Below are 18,324 nucleotides of genomic sequence, written 5' to 3'. Positions count from 1 at the left end.
TCTCAGCGTTCGTATCACGGACTGAAATGCGGGGCCACCCATTCCGGACACTCCTTACACTGGGCCGTGTGATCTCTCGAATCGACCTGCGCGGCGCCACCGGCGACCCGCGCGATCTGCTGCCCCGTGCCGAGTTCGACGTGGAGGCCGCCCTGGAGAAGGTGCGGCCGATCTGCGAGGACGTGCGCCATCGCGGGGTCGCGGCGCTGATCGAGATCACCGAGCGCTTCGACGGCGTCACGCTGGCGAGCACCCGGGTGCCCGAGGCGGAGATCGCCGCCGCCCTGGAGACCCTGGACCCGAAGGTCCGGGCCGCCCTGGAGGAGTCGATCCGCCGGGCCCGGCTGGTCCACCGCGAGCAGCGCCGCACCGACCACACCACCCAGGTGGTGCCGGGCGGCACGGTCAGCGAGCGCTGGGTGCCGATGGACCGGGTCGGCCTCTACGTGCCGGGCGGCCTGGCCGTCTACCCGTCCTCCGTTGTGATGAATGTGGTGCCCGCCCAGGAGGCCGGCGTCCAGGGCATCGCGGTCACCTCGCCGCCGCAGAAGGACTTCGGCGGCAAGGTGCACCCGGCGATCCTGGCGGCCTGCGCGCTGCTGGGCGTCACCGAGGTGTACTCGGTCGGCGGTGCCCAGGCGGTCGCGATGTTCGCCTACGGCACCGAGGAGTGCGCGCCGGTCAACCTGGTCACCGGGCCCGGCAACATCTACGTGGCCTCCGCCAAGCGCCTGCTCAAGGGCCGGATCGGGATCGACGCCGAGGCCGGGCCGACCGAGATCATGGTGCTGGCGGACGACAGCGCGGTGCCCGCCGAGGTGGCCGCCGACCTGATCAGCCAGGCCGAGCACGACCCGATGGCCGCCTCCGTGCTGGTCACCGACTCGGTCGCGCTGGCCGACGCGGTCGACGCCGAACTGGTGAAGCAGGTGGCCGAGACCAAGCACCGCGAGCGGGTCAGCACGGCGCTGACCGGCCGGCAGTCCGGCACCGTGCTGGTGGACGACCTGGCGCAGGGCCTGCTCGTGGCCAACGCCTACGCCGCCGAGCACCTGGAGATCCAGACCCGGGACGCGGCCGCCGTCGCCGCCCGGGTGCGCAACGCGGGCGCGATCTTCGTGGGCCGGTTCGCCCCGGTCTCGCTGGGCGACTATGCGGCCGGCTCCAACCACGTGCTGCCCACCGGCGGCTGCGCCTGCCACTCCTCGGGCCTGTCCGTGCAGTCCTTCCTGCGCGGCATCCACGTGATCGACTACAGCCGCGAGGCGCTGGCGGACGTCGCCGCGCACGTGGTGAACCTCGCCAACGCCGAGGACCTGCCGGGTCACGGCGATGCGATCCGCGCACGTTTTGCCGAAGGCGAACTAGAGCAGCACAGCGACTGGACGGTCCCCAACGCGTGAAGATCGACGACCTGCCGGTCCGGGACGAGCTGCGCGGCCAGTCGCCCTACGGCGCCCCGCAGCTGGACGTCCCGGTCCAGCTGAACACCAACGAGAACCCCTACCAGCTGCCCGAGCCGCTGGTGGCCCGGATCGCCGAGCGGGTCGCCGACGCCGCCCGCGGCCTCAACCGCTACCCGGACCGCGACGCCGTCGAGCTCCGCACCGAGCTGGCCCGCTACCTGACCGGCACCACCGGGCACCCGCTGGAGCTCGGCCAGGTCTGGGCGGCCAACGGCTCCAACGAGGTCATCCAGCAGCTGCTGCAGACCTTCGGCGGCCCGGGCCGCAGCGCGCTCGGCTTCGAGCCGTCCTACCAGATGCACGAGCTGATCTCACGGGGCACCGGCACCCGCTGGATCGCCGGGCCGCGCAACGCCGACTTCACCATCGACGTCGAAGCGGCGATCGCGGCCCTCGCCGAGCACCGCCCCGACGTGCTCTTCATCTGCTCGCCGAACAACCCGACCGGCACCGCCGTGGAGCGCGACACCGTGCTCGCGCTCTACGAGGCCGCGCAGGCGGTCAAGCCGACCGTGGTGATCGTGGACGAGGCGTACGTCGAGTTCTCGCACCGCGCCTCGCTGCTGCCGCTGATCGAGGGCCGCCCGCTGCTGGTGGTCACCCGCACCATGTCCAAGGCCTTCGGCGCGGCCGGCCTGCGGCTGGGCTACCTGGCCGCCGACCGCGCCGTGGTGGACGCCGTGCAGCTGGTCCGGCTGCCGTACCACCTCTCGGCCGTCACCCAGGCGACCGCGCTGGCCTGCCTGGAGCACACCGACACGCTGCTCGGCTACGTGCAGCGGCTCAAGGCCGAGCGCGACCGGGTGGTCGAGGCGCTGCGGGCGATGGGCCTGACCGTCACCGACTCGGACTCGAACTTCATCCAGTTCGGGACCTTCGAGGACCAGCGTGCCGTCTGGCAGGCGATCCTCGACCAGGGCGTGCTGATCCGCGACAACGGCGTCCCCGGGTACCTGCGCGTCACGGCCGGCACTCCCGCCGAGAACGACGCCTTCCTGGACGCGGTCCGCACTGTCACCAAGGAAATGTCACCAAGGAGCTGTAAGAACTGATGTCCCGCATCGGGCGCGTTGAGCGCACCACGAAGGAGACCACGGTCCTGGTCGAGATCAATCTCGACGGCACCGGCCAGACCGACATCTCCACGGGCGTCGGGTTCTACGACCACATGCTCGACCAGCTGGGCCGCCACGGTCTCTTCGACCTCACCGTGAAGACCGAGGGTGACCTGCACATCGACACCCACCACACGATCGAGGACACCGCCCTCGCGCTGGGTGCCGCGTTCAAGCAGGCGCTCGGCGACAAGACCGGCATCTACCGGTTCGGCAACTGCACCGTCCCGCTGGACGAGTCGCTGGCCCAGGTGACCGTCGACCTCTCCGGCCGCCCGTACCTGGTGCACAGCGAGCCCGAGAACATGGCGCCGATGATCGGCAGCTACGACGTGACGATGACCCGGCACATCCTGGAGTCCTTCGTCGCCCAGGCGCAGATAGCCCTGCACGTGCACGTCCCCTACGGGCGCAACGCGCACCACATCGTGGAGTGCCAGTTCAAGGCGCTGGCCCGGGCGCTGCGCTACGCCGCGGAGTTCGACCCGCGGGCGAAGGCGGCCGGCGTCCTCCCCTCGACGAAGGGCGCGCTGTGAACACGGCCACCGTGATGATCGTCGTGGGCCTCTTCCTGGCCGGCGGCGTGTACTCGTTCTGGAAGCAGAAGCTGCCCAAGGGCGTCATCGTCCTGCTCGCCCTCAGCTCGGCGTTCTGCCTGGCCGCCGGCGTCATGCGCCTCTGAGCACGCCTAGACACTGGAGTTGTCCCGATCATGGGCAAGAACGTCGTGGTCCTCGACTACGGATCAGGAAACCTGCGCTCCGCGCAGCGGGCCGTCGAGCGCACCGGCGCCAGCGTCACGGTGACTTCCGACTTCCAGCAGGCGCTGGACGCGGACGGCCTGCTGGTGCCGGGAGTCGGTGCCTACGAGGCCTGCATGCGCGGGCTGAAGGCAGTGCGCGGCGATCGGATCATCGGCCGCCGGCTGGCCGGCGGCCGTCCGGTGCTGGGCATCTGCGTGGGGATGCAGATCCTCTTCGAGCGCGGGGTCGAGCACGGGGTGGAGACGGCGGGCTGCGACGAGTGGCCCGGCACGGTCGAGCCGCTGGACGCGCCGGTCATCCCGCACATGGGCTGGAACACGGTCTCCTGGCCCGAGCGCAGCCGGCTCTTCGCCGGCCTCGACCCCGAGACCCGGTTCTACTTCGTGCACTCCTACGGGGTGCGGCGCTGGGAGCTGGAGATCACCAACGACAAGATCCACGCCCCGCTGGTCAGTTGGACCACCCATGGCGAGCCGTTCGTCGCGGCGGTCGAGAACGGCCCGCTCTGGGCCACCCAGTTCCACCCCGAGAAGTCCGGCGACGCCGGCGCCGCGCTGCTGACCAACTGGGTCGACACCCTCTAAATCCCGCCAGTCAAGTCCCGCTGGTTTCACGAAAGTTGTACCTCATGAGTCGCCTCGAACTGCTCCCCGCCGTCGACGTCCGCGACGGCCAGGCCGTGCGGCTGGTCAAGGGCGCCTCCGGCACCGAGACCTCCTTCGGCGAGCCGCTGGCCGCCGCGCTGGCCTGGCAGAACGCCGGCGCCGAGTGGCTGCACCTGGTCGACCTGGACGCCGCCTTCGGCACCGGCGACAACCGCGAGCTGCTGCGCGAGGTCACCGGGCGCCTCGACATCAAGGTCGAGCTCTCCGGCGGCATCCGCGACGACGCCTCGCTGGCCGCCGCGCTGGCCACCGGCTGCACCCGGGTCAACCTGGGCACCGCCGCGCTGGAGAGCCCCGAGTGGGTGGCCAAGGTGATCGCCGAGCACGGCGACAAGATCGCGGTCGGCCTGGACGTGGTCGGCACCACGCTGCGCGGTCGCGGCTGGACCAAGGACGGCGGCGACCTCTACGAGGTGATGGCCCGCCTGGACGCCGAGGGCTGCGCCCGCTACGTGGTCACCGACGTCAACCGGGACGGCACCCTGACCGGCCCCAACCTGCAGCTGCTGCACGACGTCTGCGCCCGCACCGACCGCCCGGTGGTCGCCTCCGGCGGGGTCTCCTCACTGGACGACCTGCGCGCGATCGCCACCCTGGTGCCCGAAGGTGTCGAGGGCTCGATTGTGGGCAAGGCCCTCTACGAGCAGAAGTTCACCCTCGAAGAGGCCCTGGAGGCTGTGTCCTAGTGACGGACCGTCAGATCGTACGCGGCAGGGTCTCCGGCTTCTCCCCCTGGGAGGAGGAGTTCGGCTTCGCGCGGGCCGTCCTGGTCGGCGACCAGGTGTACGTGGGCGGCTGCACCGCCTGGGTCAACGGCCGGATCGAGGGCGAGGGCGACCCCTTCAGCCAGGCCCTGAGCGCCTTCGGGGTCGGCCTCGAAGCCCTCGCCGCATACGGCCTGACGGCGGACGACGTGGTCCGCACCCGGATGTACATCAGCCATCTGCGCGACGCCGACGAGGTCGGCCGGGCGCACAAGCAGCTCTTCGACGCGGTCCGCCCGGTGGCCACCATGGTGGTGGTCGACGGGCTGATCGACTCCCGGATGATGGTCGAGGTCGAACTCGACGCCTACCGCGCCGGACTGGCGCAGACCCTGGAAGGAAAGCAGTGACGCTCGCGGTACGTGTGATCCCCTGCCTGGACGTGGACGCGGGCCGGGTGGTCAAGGGCGTCAACTTCCAGAACCTGCGCGACGCCGGTGACCCGGTGGAGCTGGCGCGTGCCTACGACGCCCAGGGCGCCGACGAGTTGACCTTCCTGGACATCACCGCCTCGTCCGGCGACCGGGAGACCACCTACGACGTGGTGCGCCGCACCGCCGAGCAGGTCTTCATCCCGCTCACCGTGGGCGGCGGCATCCGGGCCGTCGAGGACGTCGACAAGCTGCTGCGGGCCGGCGCCGACAAGGTCGGCGTCAACACCGCCGCGATCGCCCGGCCCGAGCTGATCCGCGAGATCGCCGAGCGGTTCGGCCGCCAGGTACTGGTGCTCTCGGTGGACGCCCGGCGGGTCCAGCCGGGCACCGAGACCCCTTCGGGCTTCGAGGTGACCACCCACGGCGGGCGCCGCGGCACCGGCCTTGACGCCGTCGAATGGGCCGAGCGCGCCGCCGAGTTGGGCGCGGGCGAGATCCTGCTCAACTCGATGGACGCGGACGGCACCAAGGACGGCTACGACCTGGCGATGATCCGCGCGGTGCGCGAGCGGGTCGCCGTCCCGGTGATCGCCTCCGGCGGCGCCGGCAAGCTCGCCGACTTCGCCCCGGCGGTGGCGGCGGGCGCCGACGCGGTGCTGGCCGCCTCCGTCTTCCACTTCGGCGACCTGCGGATCGGCGACGTGAAGACGGCGCTGCGCGAGGCGGGGCACCCGGTGCGCTGAGGGCGCCGGCTCGGACCGGTCGGGCTCAGTTCTTCAGCGGCGCGGTCAGCTTCGGCCCGCCCTTGCTCCGGGAGGCGGCCAGCAGGCAGGTCGCGTCCCGGTAGCCCTGCTGGTAGTACGCCAGGGACGGCTCCAACTGCAGCGCGTACCAGGTCCCGCCGCCCTGCTGCGCCTGCCAGGCGGCGGCCACCGGCTGGCAGGCCTTCACCAGGGCCAGGCCCAACTGGCTCTCCTTGGTGAGCCCGTCGGGCAGCGTCGGGTTGCCGATCGACTGCGCGTCGTGCGGCTGGTCGCACGCGGCGGCCTGCGGCGCGGTGATCGCGGGGCTCAGCTGCGGGTCGTCCAGGCAGCTCCCCACCGGGTACCAGGGGTAGGGCAACTGCTTGCTCGGGCTGGGGGAGGGCGACGGCGAGGGGCTCGGCGAGGGGGGCGCGGCGGGCCTGGGCGGCGGCGCGGCGGCCGGGTGCTTGGCGGCCGGCCAGAGCAGTGCCGCCGTCACCGCGCCGGCGGTGAGCAGCAGCACGACGGCGAGTGCGAGCAACGGGCCGGTGCGGCGGGCGGGCTGGGTCATGCGCACCAGAATCCCGCAGGCGGGCCCGCCCCGTGGCCCAGTTGCCACAACTGGTCCCAGAGATCGCGGGGGTTCCCGTCCGGCGCCCGGTTCCTGCGACAATGTCGGCATGTCTTCCGTACCGCCGTCCGTCCCCGCCGCCCCCGGCAGCACCGCCCTCGACCCGGCCGTCGCGGCCCGCCTCAAGCGCACCGAGGACGGCCTGCTGCCCGCCATCGCCCAGCAGTACGACACCGGCGAGGTGCTGATGCTCGGCTGGATGGACGACGAGGCCCTGCACCGCACCCTGACCACCGGGCGCTGCACCTACTGGAGCCGCAGCCGCAGCGAGTACTGGGTGAAGGGCGACACCTCGGGCCACTACCAGCACGTGAAGTCGGTGGCGCTGGACTGCGACGGCGACACCCTGCTGGTCCGGGTCGACCAGGTCGGCGCCGCCTGCCACACCGGCGCCCGGACCTGCTTCGACGAGGACGTCCTGCTGCCCGGCTGACGACCCGTCGCCCGGCCGACGTCCCGCTGATCCCTCCTCGACGCTCCTTCCCGCCTAGACAGATCGGTGCCCGCCAGATGGATCTCGAAGCCTTCCGCAAGCTCGCCGCCGACACCCGGGTCATCCCGGTCACCCGCCGGCTCCTGGCGGACGGCCTCACGCCGATCGGCCTGTACCGCAGCCTGGCGGGCGAGCGGCCGGGCACCTTCCTGCTGGAGTCGGCCGAGCAGGGCCGCAGTTGGTCGCGCTACTCCTTCGTCGGCGTGCACGGCGCGGCCACCCTGACCGTCGGCCCGGACGGCGCGGCCCGCTGGCTGGGCACCCCGCCGGTCGGCATCCCGCGCGAGGGCGACCCGCTGGAGGTGCTGCGCGCCACCCTGGCCGCCCTGCACACCCCCCGGCACAGCGACGACGGGCTGCCCCCGCTCACCGGCGGCCTGGTCGGCTACCTCGGCTACGACATCGTCCGCCGCCTGGAGAAGCTGCCCGACCTCACCCCGGACGACCTGCGGCTGCCCGAGCTCACCATGATGCTCGCCACCGACCTCGCGGTGCTCGACCACGTGGACGGCAGCGTGCTGCTGATCGCCAACGCGGTCAACCACAACGACCTGGCCAGCGGCGTCGACGAGGCCTACGCCGACGCGGTGGCCCGGCTGGACGCGATGGAGGCGGAGCTGGCCAAGCCGGTCGAGCCGGGCCTGGCCACCTTCACCCCCACCGCCGCTGACGCCGTGTCACCCTTCGGCGGGGCGCCGTACCGGGCCGCCGTCGAGCAGGTCAAGGAGCGGATCCGGGCCGGCGAGGCCTTCCAGGTGGTCCCCTCGCAGCGCTTCGAGGCGCCCTGCCCCGCCTCCGCGCTCGACGTCTACCGGGTGCTGCGCACCACCAACCCCAGCCCGTACATGTACCTGTTCCGCTTCCCGGGCCCGGACGGCGAGGCCGAGGGCGGCTTCGACGTGGTCGGCTCCAGCCCGGAGGCGCTGGTCAAGGTGACCGGGCGGCAGGCGATGGTCCACCCGATCGCCGGCACCCGGCACCGCGGCGCCACCCCGCAGGAGGACGCCGAGCTGGCCGCCGAGCTGCTCGCCGACCCCAAGGAGCGGGCCGAGCACCTGATGCTGGTCGACCTGGGCCGCAACGACCTGGGCCGGGTCTGCACCCCGGGCAGCGTCGAGGTGGTCGACTTCATGTCGGTCGAGCGCTACAGCCACGTGATGCACATCGTCTCCACCGTCACCGGCCAGGTCGCCGACGGCCGCACCGCCTTCGACGTGCTCACCGCCTGCTTCCCGGCCGGCACCCTCTCCGGCGCGCCCAAGCCCCGCGCGATGCGGATCATCGAGGAGCTCGAGCCCACCCGCCGCGGCCTCTACGGCGGCTGCGTGGGCTACCTGGACTTCGCCGGCGACTCCGACACCGCCATCGCCATCCGCACCGCCGTGCTGCGGGACGGCACCGCCTACGTCCAGGCCGGCGCGGGCGTGGTCGCCGACTCCGACCCGGCGAGCGAGGACACCGAGTGCCGCAACAAGGCCGCCGCCGTGCTGCGCGCCGTCGCCACGGCCAACACGCTGCGGGCGCCGGTATCGTGAGGGACGCCGGATCGTCGTGTCTCACAGGGAGGTGGCGGGGATGACCGCGATGTCGACCGAGAGCGCCTGGGATGTGCACGAGGCCGTCGACTTTCCGCGTGGCTACCACGTCGAGATCACGGACGGGAAGATCATCATGACGCCTCAGGGTCTGACCCAGATGAAGGTCATCTTCAAGGCGGCCCGGCAGATCGAGGACCAGCTGGCCGAGCGGGGTGACTACATCTCCGACGTCATGGTGGACTTCCCGTCCAGCCTGTACGGCTACGCCCCCGACCTCGCGGTCGTCGCCCCCGGCGCGGAGCTCAACGGCCGGGGCCGCTACGAGTGGCACGACCTGGAGGCGGTCCTCGAGGTCGTCTCGAAGTCCAACCAGGACAACGACTTCGTCAAGAAGCTCGCGCTCTACGCCGAATGCGGCATCCCGGTCTACGTGGTCATCGATCCGTCCACCGCCATCTGCACCCTGCACAGCTCACCGCAGGGCGGCCGGTACGAGGCGAGCGAGCCCGTCCCCTTCGGCGAGGACCTGGTGCTGGCTCTCGACGGCCGCACGATCGTCGTCAAGACCGACGGCTTCCCCCGCGACTGAGGGTGACCCGGTGCGGGGCTCGGCAGCATCGCGGGGGATAGTGGACGGATGACTGCCACACCGCCGCCCGCCGCCGACCGTTCCGCCGCCGATCGGCGCAGCCTCGTCCTGATGCTGCTGCTCACCGTGGGTGGGGCGACGCTGGTGCTCTGGGCGGTGGGGCGGACCTGGTCCGAGGGGCAGATCAAGGGGCTGCCGGTGACCGCGCCCGGCAGCGAGGTCTCCGGGCTGCCGCAGGCGATGGCGCTGGTCGGGCTGGCCTCGGCGGTGGCGATCTTCGCGGTGCGCGGGGTCGGGCGGTACCTGGTCGGCGCGCTGGTGACGCTGGCGGGGCTGGGCGCGGCGATCGCGGCCGCACTGGGCACCTCGGACAGTGCCGCGCTGGACAGCGAGGCGGCCAAGAAGCTCGGGCTGCTCGGCACCACCGCGGAGCACGTCAGCCACACCGCCTGGCCGTGGGTGGCGCTGGTCGGCGGCCTGCTGCTGGCCGCGGCCGGGGTGCTCACCGTGCTGCGCGGGCGGGCCTGGCCGAGCATGGGCAGCCGCTACGACGCCCCGGAGGCCAAGTCGGCCGCCAAGGCCAAGCCGGCCGGCGTCGCGAACAGCCCGGCCGAGCTGTGGAAGGCACTGGACCGCGGCGAGGACCCGACCGTCGTGTGAACCCGCGCTTCCCGGGTGCGGGCGCCGTCAACCGTGACCGTCCTCACCCGGACCCGGCTTTGGGACGCCGAGAGGCGTCCGCAACAATGGAGGGTGACACTCCGCCGAGGCCGGCACCGACCCCCGGTAGGACCGTAGAACCAAGGAGCACCCAGATGTCGTCGCAAGCCCACGGACACACCCCCGCCGCCTGGACCGGGTCGGCCATCATCTTCGTCGGTTTCTGCGTCAGCGGTGCCGCGATGATCATGGCTGCGGTGCCGATCTTCTGGGTCGGCGTCGCCGTCATCCTGGCCGGCGGCGTGGTCGGCAAGGCGATGTCGATGGCGGGCATGGGCAGGGTCCCGAACACCACGACGGCCACCGTCATCGCCGAGGCGCGCGCCAAGGCCGCCGCCAAGGCCGAGGTCGCCGTCACGGCGGACGCCGCCCCCGTCGCCGCCCACTGACGCGGCACCTGCTGATCGCCCCGGACCGGGGCGCCCGGACCCCAGCGGCCGGGCGCCCCGGTCCGCGTGCTTGCGCGGCCTTGCGCCGCAGCGCGCCCCCGGCGCCCGCCGCCACCCGCGCGGCGTAACGCGTCAGCCCTCCGAACGGGGGCACAATCAGCACCGTGACCGCCCCCAGCACCCCGGCCGGTGCCCCGCCCGTCCTGCGCCGCATCGCCCGTCCGCTCACGGCGCTCGCCGCCGTCGCGCTGCCCACCCTGTACGTCTCGGCGGTGGACCCGAACGCCCCGGGCCACTATCCGACCTGCCCCTTCCTCCAGGCCACCGGCTGGTGGTGCCCGGGGTGCGGCGGGCTGCGCTGCGTGCACGCGCTGAGCCGCGGCGAGCTGACCACCGCCTGCCATGACAATCTGCTCGCCGTCGCGCTCTTCGCGGTGCTCGGGGTGCTCTGGGTGCGCTGGCTCTGGTCGGCGGCGACCGGCGGGCGCCCGCCGCAGCTGGTGATGACCCGCGGGCGGCTGGTCGCGGTGCTGCTGGTGCTGCTCGCCTTCACGGTGGTGCGCAACCTGCCGGGCGGCGCCGGCCTGGCCCCGCCGCTGGTCTGAGCGGCCCGACCGGCGGGCACAGGGCCCGTGACCTGCCCGGTAGCCGTTCCGCTCCGCGAGACGCGCGCCGGGCGGATGCGCCCCGTGCGCCCCGGTGCCGATACCATCGACAGCGTCGCAGGGGGCGCGTCCGTCCGGGTTCGCGCTGTCGGCGGCACCATCCAGCTATCAGATTCGATAGGGGCCACCCGCTCATGAGCGTGCTCGACGAGATCATCGACGGGGTCCGCGAGGACCTCGCGGAGCGGCAGGCCCGGGTCACCCTGGACGAGCTGAAGGAACTGGCGGCCAAGGCGCCGGACGCCAAGGACGGCGTGGCCGCGCTGCGCGGCGAGGGCGTCCGGGTGATCTGCGAGGTCAAGCGCTCCAGCCCGTCCAAGGGCGCGCTGGCCGCGATCGCCGACCCGGCCGCGCTGGCCGTGGACTACGCGGCCGGCGGCGCCGCCGCGATCAGCGTGCTCACCGAGCGGCGCCGGTTCGGCGGCTCGCTGGCCGACCTGGACGAGGTCCGGGCGGCCGTGGACACCCCGCTGCTGCGCAAGGACTTCATCGTCACCGCCTACCAGCTCTGGGAGGCCCGCGCGCACGGCGCCGACCTCGCGCTGCTGATCGTGGCCGCGCTGGAGCAGCCGGCCCTGGTCTCGCTGATCGAGCGGGCCGAGTCGATCGGGCTGACCCCGCTGGTCGAGGTGCACGACGAGGAGGAGATCCGCCGCGCGGTGGACGCCGGCGCGCGGATCATCGGCGTCAACGCCCGCAACCTGAAGACCCTCGAGGTGCACCGCGACACCTTCGAGAACGTGGTGCACGCGATCCCGGACAGCATCGTCAAGGTCGCCGAGTCCGGGGTGCGCGGGCCGCACGACCTGATCGCCTACGCCAACCAGGGCGCCGACGCGGTGCTGGTCGGCGAGTCGCTGGTGACCGGCAGGGACCCGAAGGCGGCCGTCGCCGACCTGGTCGCGGCCGGCGCGCACCCGGCCCTGCGTCACAACAAGGGCTGAGGCAGGACGATCTGATGGCCCTCGCCCCCCGCCTTGCCCCGGGCTGCCGCCCGCGCGGCTGCCGCGCCCCCGCGCGCCGGGTGCTGGGACGCCGGGTGCGGTACGTGATCGGCTGCGAGCCCGGCCAGGTGCCGGGACGCCGATGGCGACGGACGACGCAGGGCTGAGTTCCGCCCCGTTCGCCCGCTCGTCCGTTCACCATCACACCTGGATGCCACGTGCCCGAAATGTCCGAAAATCCGACCGGCCCTCAGGTCCCCGACGCCCGGGGTTACTTCGGTGCCTACGGCGGCCGCTTCATCCCCGAGGCGCTGATCGCCGCCGTCGAGCAGGTCGCCGACGAGTACGAGAAGGCCAAGCACGACCCGGCCTTCATCGCCGAGCTGGACCTGCTGCTCAAGGACTACACCGGCCGCCCGAGCCCGCTCACCGACGTGCACCGCTTCTCCGCCGAGGCCGGCGGCGCGCGGGTGCTGCTCAAGCGCGAGGACCTCAACCACACCGGCTCGCACAAGATCAACAACGTCCTCGGCCAGGCGCTGCTCACCCGCCGGATGGGCAAGACCCGGATCATCGCCGAGACCGGCGCCGGCCAGCACGGCGTGGCCACCGCCACCGCCTGCGCGCTCTTCGGCTTCGACTGCACCATCTATATGGGCGAGGTCGACACCGAGCGCCAGGCGCTCAACGTGGCCCGGATGCGGATGCTCGGCGCCGAGGTGGTGGCCGTCAAGTCCGGCAGCCGCACCCTCAAGGACGCCATCAACGAGGCCTTCCGCGACTGGGTGGCCAACGTCGACAGCACCCACTACCTGTTCGGCACGGTGGCCGGACCGCACCCGTTCCCGGCCATGGTCCGCGACTTCCACCGGGTGATCGGCATCGAGGCCCGCGCGCAGGTACTGGAGCGCACCGGCCGGCTGCCGGACGCCGTGGTCGCCTGCGTCGGCGGCGGCTCCAACGCGATGGGCATCTTCCACGAGTTCATCCCGGACGCGGGTGTGCGCCTGATCGGCTGCGAGGCGGCCGGCGAGGGCGCCGAGACCCCGCGCCACGCGGCCACCCTGACCAAGGGCGACCCGGGCGTGCTGCACGGCGCCCGCACCTACGTGCTGCAGGACGAGGACGGCCAGACCATCGAGAGCCACTCCATCTCGGCGGGTCTGGACTACCCGGGGGTCGGCCCCGAGCACGCCTGGCTCAAGGACACCGGTCGGGCCGAGTACCGCCCGGTCACCGATGACGCCGCCATGCAGGCGCTGCGCCTGCTGTCGCGCACCGAGGGCATCATCCCGGCCATCGAGAGCGCCCACGCGCTGGCCGGCGCGCTCGACCTGGGCCGCGAACTCGGCCCGGACGCCACCATCCTGGTCAGCCTCTCCGGGCGCGGCGACAAGGACATGCACACCGCCGCCCAGTACTTCGGCCTCTACGACGACGCCGCTGCCCAGGGGGAGACCCGATGACCGCCGAGTCGAGCAAGCTGAGCGGCGTCCTCGCCGCCGCCAAGGCCGCGAACCGCGCCGCCCTGGTCGGCTACCTGCCGGCCGGCTTCCCGAGCGTGGACGGCGGGATCCGGACGATCAACGCGCTGCTGGAGGGCGGCTGCGACATCGTCGAGGTCGGCCTGCCGCACTCCGACCCGGTGCTGGACGGCCCGACCATCCAGACCGCCGACGACATCGCGCTGCGCGGCGGGGTGCGGATCAAGGACGTGCTGCGCACCGTGCAGGAGGTGGCCGGGGCGCATCCCGAGGCCGCCGTGCTGGTGATGACCTACTGGAACCCGGTGGACCGCTACGGCGTCGCCCGGTTCGCCGCTGACCTGGCCGCCGCCGGGGGAGCGGGCGTGATCCTGCCCGACCTGCCGGTGGAGGAGTCCGGGCCCTGGCGCGCGGCGGCCGCCGAGAACGGTCTGGACACCGTCTTCGTGGTCGCCCCCAGCAGCCAGGACAAGCGGCTGGCCGAGGTCACCGCGGCCGGCAGCGGCTTCGTCTACGCGGCCGCGGTGATGGGCGTGACCGGCAGCCGGGCCCAGGTCGGCGAGCTGGCCGAGGACCTGGTCGCCCGCACCCGGGCCACCACCGGGCTGCCCGTCTGCGTGGGCCTGGGGGTCTCCACGGCGGCGCAGGCCGCGCAGGTGGCCGGCTTCGCCGACGGGGTGATCGTCGGTTCGGCGTTCGTCCAGCGGATCCTGGACGCGGACGGCGACGAGCGGGCCGCGCTCGCGGCCGTGCGCGAGCTGGCCGCCGACCTCGCCGAGGGCGTGCGCCGGCGCTGAGCCCCTGGCACCCCTGCCGTTCTGACGGTCCGCCACCTCACCCGAGGTGGCGGACCGTTGGCGTTCCTGGCTCGTACGGGTGAATCCGCACCGCCTGACGTGTCATCGGCATGCCCGAGACGTTGCACCGGATGCGCCTTTGGGAACGGTTCTGCTCATTGCCGTTCGTGCACTGCGCGACAGCCGTGCGACACCTGCCCGCGATCCACCGGAGGGAGCCCCCGCCGTGACCGGTCTGCACCGTGGAGTCCTGCTCAGGGCCGCCGCCGCGGCGTTGGTGCTGGCCGGCGTCTTCGGCGGGGAGCACGCGGTGGGCCATGCGCTGGCCAAGCGCGGCGCCGAACTGACGGCGCATCAGCGTGACGCGGAGCGGGCCGCGCACGATCCCGGGCGGTCCGGGGTCGGACGGATCGTCAAAAGGGACAGATAGCTTATCGTCCCCCTTTCGGGTGACTCGGACATTCATGCAGCAATTGGAGTAAAGCGCCGTAATCCCCTACGGTTCATCAGGTAGCTCCCGCAGGCGCGGTGCCCGGGCGGCGGATGTCTGAGAAGGGGGTGGCGCGGGTGGCCGAGAGCGAGTCGGTAGCGCGGGGCCGGGCCACGGGCCCGGCCTTCGAGTGGCTCAGTACGGCGGTCCGGCTGGGCCTCGCGGTGGTCTGGGGCTGGGCCGGGCTCGCCAAGATCTCCGATCCGGCGGTCGCGGCCCAGGCGGTGCGGGCCTACCGGATCCTGCCCGAGTCGCTGGTCAAGCCGGTCGGCTACGGCCTGCCGTTCCTCGAACTGGCGCTCGCGGTGCTGCTGCTGGTCGGCCTGGCGGTGCGGGCGGTCGCGGTGATCTCCGCGATCCTGCTGCTGGTCTTCATCGTCGGCATCGCCTCGACCTGGGCCCGCGGCATCGCGGTCGACTGCGGCTGCTTCGGCGGCGGTGGTGCGGTGGCCGCCTCGCAGACCCAGTACCTGCAGGAGATCCTGCGCGACATCGGCTTCCTGCTGATGGCGCTCTGGCTGGTGTTCCGGCCGCGCACCAAGGCGTCGGTGGACGCCTGGCTCTCCCTGTGAGCCCCCACCTCCCGTGATCCCCGCGGCGATGTCCCCATGGACGCCCGGAAGCCTGGAAGCAGAGACATGAGCGAGAAGAACCGAGACGGCAAGCGCACGGCCCGCGAGCGGATGAAGGAGGAGCGGGCCGTCCAGGAGGCCAAGGACGCCCGCAAGAAGAAGCTGCTGGTGATCGGTGCCGTGCTGGTGGTGCTGGCGGGCGCCGCCGGCATCGGGTTCGCGGTGCAGAGCAGCCGCTCCAGCTCGGACACCCCGAAGGCCGCGCCGGCCGGCGCGATCGGCCCGAAGAACCTGGTGATCCCCGACGGCCCGGCCAACGCCCCCTCGACCCTCACCGTCTACGAGGACCCGCGGTGCCCCGCCTGCGGCGCCTTCGAGCGTGAATTCGCGCCCACCATCGACCAGTTGCAGGACCAGGGCAAGCTGTACAACAACTACCACATCGTCTCGTTCATCGACCGGCACGACGGTGGCAAGGGGTCCAAGAACGGCGCCAACGCGCTCGCCTGCGCCCAGGACGCGGGCTACTTCCGCGCCTACCACGACGTGCTCTACAAGAACCAGCCCGACGAGACGGTCGACGCCTGGAAGGACAAGTCCCAGCTGATCGCCCTGGCCAAGCAGGTCCCGGGGCTGGACACGCCGGCCTTCGAGAGCTGCGTCAACACCAACAAGTACGGCAGCTGGGTCTCGGCGGTCGAGCAGGACTTCGACAAGTCCGGCTACACCTCGACGCCGACCGTGCTGCTCAACGGCAAGCCGATCTACCCCAAGAACGGCAACGAGGACATCACCCCGGACAACCTGGTGAAGTGGGTCAACGAGGCCAACCAGGGCAAGTCACTGGGCACCACCGGCAACGCCTCGGCCAGCCCCGCGCCGACCAGCACGGCCGGCGAGACCGACCCGAACCAGCCGCCGACCAGCTGAGCCTGACCGGACATCGGGGAGGCGTCAGGTCCACCCGCCGCCCCGGTGGGCGCTCGCACCGAGTGCCACGCCGGGGCAGGACTGTTCCGAAACCGCCACCGCGCCGGTGCGGACCCCGGACGACCAGGCGGTAGCGTCGGAAAAGCCATGGAACTCGCCTACATCCCCAGCCCGTCGCGGGGCGTCCTGTACCTCGGACCGATCCCGCTGCGCGCGTACGCCTTCTGCATCATCATCGGTGTCGCCGTCGCCGTCTGGCTCGGCAGCAAGCGCTGGGTCGCCCGCGGCGGCGCCAAGCACACGGTCGGCGACATCGCCGTCTGGGCGGTGCCGTTCGGCCTGCTCGGCGGTCGGCTCTACCACGTGATCACCGATCACCAGCTGTACTTCGACCCGGGGCAGGACCCGTGGAACGCCCTCAAGATCTGGGAGGGCGGCCTCGGCATCTGGGGCGCCATCGCGCTCGGCGCGGTCGGTGCCTGGATCGGCTGCCGCCGCCGGGGCGTGCCGCTGCCCGCCTACGCCGACGCCATCGCGCCGGGCATCGCACTCGCCCAGGCCTGCGGCCGCTGGGGCAACTGGTTCAACCAGGAGCTGTACGGCAGGCCGACCTCGCTGCCCTGGGGCCTGCACATCCACAAGGTCAACCCGGACGGCACGGTCACCGACGGGATCTTCCAGCCGACCTTCCTCTACGAGTCGATCTGGTGCGTCGGTGTCGCCTTCCTGGTGCTCTGGGCCGACCGCCGGTACCGCCTCGGCCACGGCCGGGCCTTCGCGCTCTACGTCGCCGCCTACACGGTGGGCCGGGCCTGGATCGAGTACCTGCGGATCGACGAGGCGCACCACATCCTGGGCCTGCGGCTCAACGACTGGACCTCGATCGTCGTCTTCCTGGGCGCGGTGGTCTACCTGGTGGTGGTCGGCCGCGAGCGGCCCGGCCGCGAGGCGCCGGACTCGATCGACCCGGCCGCGCGGTACGCCGAGTTCGAGGAGGAGGCCGACGGGGAGGCCGCCGGGGAGACCGCCGGGACGGACGGGACCGCCGCGCCCACCGAGGAGTCGCGCGGGACCTCTTGACGACCTGTCACAACGGGCCCCGAAGTGCACGATATTCGGGGTCCGTTTCGCTGTCAGAATGGCAAAAGCGCAGGTCAGCGAGGTAAGCCAGGGCTTGCTTGCTGGAAATGGTCAGACCGGACGACTACGTTCGAAACGTGAGAAAGCCCTGGGGGCCCAGCCGCGCTCACGGCGATCAGCCGTGCCCGGACGGGTCCGCAGTGGGGGAAGTACGCAACAGGAGGGTGCCCCGCCATGTCCGTCACCATCACCGAACCCGTTCTCGGCGAGCCGACCCAGCCGCGGGTCCCGGCCGAGGGCCACCACCGCGATGTCAGCGGCGGCTGGCTGCGTCCGGCGATCTTCGGCGCGATGGACGGGCTGGTCTCCAACTTCGCCCTGATGACCGGCGTGGTCGGCGGCGCGGCGAGCCACAGCACGGTGATCCTCACGGGGCTGGCGGGGCTGGCGGCCGGCGCCTGCTCGATGGCGGCGGGGGAGTACACCTCGGTCGCCTCGCAGCGCGAGCTGGTCCAGGCCGAGATCGAGGCCGAGCGGATCGAGCTGCGCCGCAACCCCGACGGCGAGCTGGTCGAGCTGGCCCAGCTCTACGTGGCCCGCGGCGTCGATCCGGCGCTGGCCCACGAGGTGGCCCGCCAGCTGACCCGCGACCCCGATCGGGCGCTGGAGGTGCACGCGCGCGAGGAGCTGGGGGTGGACCCGCACGACCTGCCCAGCCCGCTGGTAGCCGCGGTCTCCTCGTTCGGCTGCTTCGCGCTCGGCGCCCTGCTGCCGCTGCTGCCCTACCTGCTGGGCGCCTCCTCGGTGCTGCCCGCCCTGCTGCTCGCGGTGCTCGGCCTGTTCGGCTGCGGCGCCGTGGTGGCCCGGGTGACGGCCCGCAGCTGGTGGTTCAGCGGCCTGCGCCAGCTGGTGCTGGGGGCCGGCGCGGCCGGCGTCACCTACCTGCTCGGCTGGCTGATCGGTGGCCATGTGGGCTGACGGGGTGTCGGCCGGCTGGGTCGATCCTGTGTGGAAGATCACGTGCCTTCCCGCATAGTCATGCATAACTACCGTCTCGAGGCGCTGTCGACCATGGGTCCAGCGCCTCGTGCCGTTGTGCCGGAATGGAATC

At 72.5% G+C, this 18,324-nt stretch carries 24 protein-coding genes; 23 read left to right on the top strand and 1 reads right to left on the bottom strand.

Translation table 11 applies throughout. The features are described from left to right. Window positions 1-68: 68 nt before the first annotated feature. The 8 genes from hisD to hisF are packed head-to-tail and all read left to right on the top strand — an operon-like array spanning window position 69 to window position 5,891. Window positions 69-1,403 (top strand): histidinol dehydrogenase, encoded by a 1,335-nt coding sequence (gene hisD, locus OG403_RS10150; protein ID WP_329563331.1) that lies wholly within the window; start codon window positions 69-71, stop codon window positions 1,401-1,403. Beyond that, complete coding sequence (locus OG403_RS10145) at window positions 1,400-2,518, top strand: histidinol-phosphate transaminase (RefSeq protein WP_329563329.1); 1,119 nt, start codon at window positions 1,400-1,402, stop codon at window positions 2,516-2,518. The genes hisD and OG403_RS10145 overlap by 4 nt, the downstream gene beginning before the upstream one ends. Then, window positions 2,518-3,117: an imidazoleglycerol-phosphate dehydratase HisB gene (gene hisB, locus OG403_RS10140; RefSeq protein ID WP_329563327.1), complete on the top strand. Its 600-nt coding sequence runs from the start codon at window positions 2,518-2,520 to the stop codon at window positions 3,115-3,117. Before OG403_RS10145 ends, hisB begins: the two co-directional genes overlap by 1 nt. Beyond that, window positions 3,114-3,263, top strand: coding sequence for a hypothetical protein (locus tag OG403_RS10135; protein ID WP_329572724.1), 150 nt, complete (start codon window positions 3,114-3,116; stop codon window positions 3,261-3,263). Before hisB ends, OG403_RS10135 begins: the two co-directional genes overlap by 4 nt. Window positions 3,264-3,293: 30 nt before the next feature. Beyond that, window positions 3,294-3,929, top strand: a complete 636-nt coding sequence (hisH, locus tag OG403_RS10130) for an imidazole glycerol phosphate synthase subunit HisH (RefSeq protein WP_329563325.1) — start codon at window positions 3,294-3,296, stop codon at window positions 3,927-3,929. 44 nt (window positions 3,930-3,973) lie between these two features. After that, window positions 3,974-4,696, top strand: coding sequence for a bifunctional 1-(5-phosphoribosyl)-5-((5-phosphoribosylamino)methylideneamino)imidazole-4-carboxamide isomerase/phosphoribosylanthranilate isomerase PriA (priA, locus tag OG403_RS10125; RefSeq protein ID WP_329563323.1), 723 nt, complete (start codon window positions 3,974-3,976; stop codon window positions 4,694-4,696). Then, entirely contained in the window at window positions 4,696-5,124 is a 429-nt protein-coding gene (locus OG403_RS10120; RefSeq protein WP_329563321.1) for a Rid family hydrolase, read from the top strand. Before priA ends, OG403_RS10120 begins: the two co-directional genes overlap by 1 nt. After that, a complete protein-coding gene (hisF, locus tag OG403_RS10115) occupies window positions 5,121-5,891 on the top strand; it encodes an imidazole glycerol phosphate synthase subunit HisF (RefSeq protein ID WP_329563319.1) in 771 nt (256 codons plus the stop codon). Before OG403_RS10120 ends, hisF begins: the two co-directional genes overlap by 4 nt. Before the next feature lie 25 nt (window positions 5,892-5,916). Here hisF and OG403_RS10110 read toward each other — a convergent pair whose 3' ends face one another. Next, a complete protein-coding gene (locus OG403_RS10110) occupies window positions 5,917-6,462 on the bottom strand; it encodes a hypothetical protein (RefSeq protein WP_329563318.1) in 546 nt (181 codons plus the stop codon). A gap of 109 nt (window positions 6,463-6,571) precedes the next feature. On the opposite strand from OG403_RS10110, the gene hisI reads away from it, so the two are divergent. The 15 genes from hisI (at window position 6,572) to OG403_RS10040 (ending at window position 18,191) form a co-directional block, all read left to right on the top strand. After that, window positions 6,572-6,955, top strand: coding sequence for a phosphoribosyl-AMP cyclohydrolase (hisI, locus tag OG403_RS10105; RefSeq protein ID WP_329563317.1), 384 nt, complete (start codon window positions 6,572-6,574; stop codon window positions 6,953-6,955). A 77-nt stretch (window positions 6,956-7,032) separates the two neighbouring features. Continuing rightward, a complete protein-coding gene (locus OG403_RS10100) occupies window positions 7,033-8,550 on the top strand; it encodes an anthranilate synthase component I (RefSeq protein WP_329563316.1) in 1,518 nt (505 codons plus the stop codon). A 40-nt stretch (window positions 8,551-8,590) separates the two neighbouring features. Further along, window positions 8,591-9,142: a Uma2 family endonuclease gene (locus OG403_RS10095; RefSeq protein ID WP_329563315.1), complete on the top strand. Its 552-nt coding sequence runs from the start codon at window positions 8,591-8,593 to the stop codon at window positions 9,140-9,142. 48 nt (window positions 9,143-9,190) lie between these two features. After that, window positions 9,191-9,802: a TIGR02234 family membrane protein gene (locus tag OG403_RS10090; RefSeq protein ID WP_329563314.1), complete on the top strand. Its 612-nt coding sequence runs from the start codon at window positions 9,191-9,193 to the stop codon at window positions 9,800-9,802. 155 nt (window positions 9,803-9,957) lie between these two features. Next, on the top strand, window positions 9,958-10,251 hold the full coding sequence (locus tag OG403_RS10085; RefSeq protein ID WP_329563313.1) for an HGxxPAAW family protein: 294 nt from the start codon (window positions 9,958-9,960) through the stop codon (window positions 10,249-10,251). 164 nt (window positions 10,252-10,415) lie between these two features. Continuing rightward, the gene (locus tag OG403_RS10080; RefSeq protein WP_329563311.1) at window positions 10,416-10,856 is read left to right on the top strand and encodes a DUF2752 domain-containing protein; all 441 of its coding nucleotides are present in this window, start codon (window positions 10,416-10,418) and stop codon (window positions 10,854-10,856) included. A gap of 194 nt (window positions 10,857-11,050) precedes the next feature. Then, window positions 11,051-11,860, top strand: coding sequence for an indole-3-glycerol phosphate synthase TrpC (gene trpC, locus OG403_RS10075; RefSeq protein WP_329563309.1), 810 nt, complete (start codon window positions 11,051-11,053; stop codon window positions 11,858-11,860). 14 nt (window positions 11,861-11,874) lie between these two features. Beyond that, the gene (gene trpM / locus OG403_RS36690) at window positions 11,875-12,027 is read left to right on the top strand and encodes a tryptophan biosynthesis modulator TrpM (protein WP_442910891.1); all 153 of its coding nucleotides are present in this window, start codon (window positions 11,875-11,877) and stop codon (window positions 12,025-12,027) included. A 60-nt stretch (window positions 12,028-12,087) separates the two neighbouring features. Then, window positions 12,088-13,326, top strand: a complete 1,239-nt coding sequence (gene trpB / locus OG403_RS10070) for a tryptophan synthase subunit beta (RefSeq protein ID WP_329563308.1) — start codon at window positions 12,088-12,090, stop codon at window positions 13,324-13,326. Then, the gene (trpA, locus tag OG403_RS10065; protein ID WP_329563307.1) at window positions 13,323-14,141 is read left to right on the top strand and encodes a tryptophan synthase subunit alpha; all 819 of its coding nucleotides are present in this window, start codon (window positions 13,323-13,325) and stop codon (window positions 14,139-14,141) included. Before trpB ends, trpA begins: the two co-directional genes overlap by 4 nt. A 226-nt stretch (window positions 14,142-14,367) precedes the next feature. Beyond that, a complete protein-coding gene (locus tag OG403_RS10060; RefSeq protein ID WP_329563306.1) occupies window positions 14,368-14,571 on the top strand; it encodes a hypothetical protein in 204 nt (67 codons plus the stop codon). A 113-nt stretch (window positions 14,572-14,684) separates the two neighbouring features. Further along, complete coding sequence (locus OG403_RS10055) at window positions 14,685-15,203, top strand: MauE/DoxX family redox-associated membrane protein (protein ID WP_329563305.1); 519 nt, start codon at window positions 14,685-14,687, stop codon at window positions 15,201-15,203. A 66-nt stretch (window positions 15,204-15,269) separates the two neighbouring features. Further along, window positions 15,270-16,133, top strand: a complete 864-nt coding sequence (locus OG403_RS10050) for a thioredoxin domain-containing protein (protein WP_329563303.1) — start codon at window positions 15,270-15,272, stop codon at window positions 16,131-16,133. Between the two features lie 147 nt (window positions 16,134-16,280). Further along, window positions 16,281-17,213 carry a prolipoprotein diacylglyceryl transferase gene (gene lgt / locus OG403_RS10045; protein WP_329563301.1) on the top strand — a complete coding sequence of 311 codons (933 nt, stop codon included), beginning with the start codon at window positions 16,281-16,283 and terminating at the stop codon, window positions 17,211-17,213. A 234-nt stretch (window positions 17,214-17,447) separates the two neighbouring features. Further along, the gene (locus OG403_RS10040; protein WP_329563299.1) at window positions 17,448-18,191 is read left to right on the top strand and encodes a VIT1/CCC1 transporter family protein; all 744 of its coding nucleotides are present in this window, start codon (window positions 17,448-17,450) and stop codon (window positions 18,189-18,191) included. The last annotated feature ends 133 nt before the right edge of the window (window positions 18,192-18,324 follow it).

Source organism: Kitasatospora sp. NBC_01266 (assembly GCF_036242395.1).
GTDB lineage: Bacteria > Actinomycetota > Actinomycetes > Streptomycetales > Streptomycetaceae > Kitasatospora.
Note: the sequence above shows the minus strand (reverse complement) of the source record. Positions and strands in the feature narration are given on the sequence as shown.